Below are 671 nucleotides of genomic sequence, written 5' to 3' on the forward strand. Positions count from 1 at the left end.
TGCGCGACCGTTCAGCCCGCCTGGCCGCTGCGCTGCGTGCGCTGGGCGTGGGCCGCGGCAGCACCGTCAGCGTGATGCTGCCCAACACGCCCGAGATGGTGGAGGCGCACTACGCCGTGCCGGCGCTCAATGCCGTGCTCAACACGCTGAACACTCGGCTCGACGCGCCGCTGCTGGCCTGGCAGATGCACCACTGTGAGGCCAGCGTGCTCATCACCGACCGCGAGTTCGCCACCACCATGGGCCCGGCGCTGGAGGCGCTGCGCACGGTGCACGGCCGCGATGTGGTGGTGATCGATGTCGACGACAGCGAGTACACCGGCGCCGGCGCACGCCTGGGCACGCTGGAGTACGAAGCCCTGCTGGCCGCGCATGCGCCGCTGATCGCCGTCAGTTACACCAGCGGCACCACGGGCGATCCCAAGGGTGTGGTCACGCACCACCGCGGCGCCTACCTGAACGCGGTGTGCAACGCCGCCACCTGGACCATGCCGCAGTTCCCCGTCTACCTGTGGACGCTGCCGATGTTCCACTGCAATGGCTGGTGCTTCCCCTGGACGGTGGCGATGCAGGGCGGCACCCATGTCTGCCTGCGCCGGGTCGATGCCGCGGCCATCCTGGAGGCGATGCGCAACCACGGCGTGGACCACTACTGCGCCGCGCCCATCGTG

General features: G+C 70.2%; 1 protein-coding gene. It reads left to right on the plus strand.

Features of this window, described 5'->3' with window-relative positions:
- Positions 1 to 671 (plus strand): AMP-binding protein (locus ACMUOY_RS20390; protein ID WP_413894545.1); only part of this gene is annotated, 671 nt, incomplete at both ends.

The sequence above is a fragment of the Candidatus Skiveiella danica genome, assembly GCF_022705245.1.
Lineage (GTDB): Bacteria > Pseudomonadota > Gammaproteobacteria > Burkholderiales > Burkholderiaceae_C > Skiveiella > Skiveiella danica.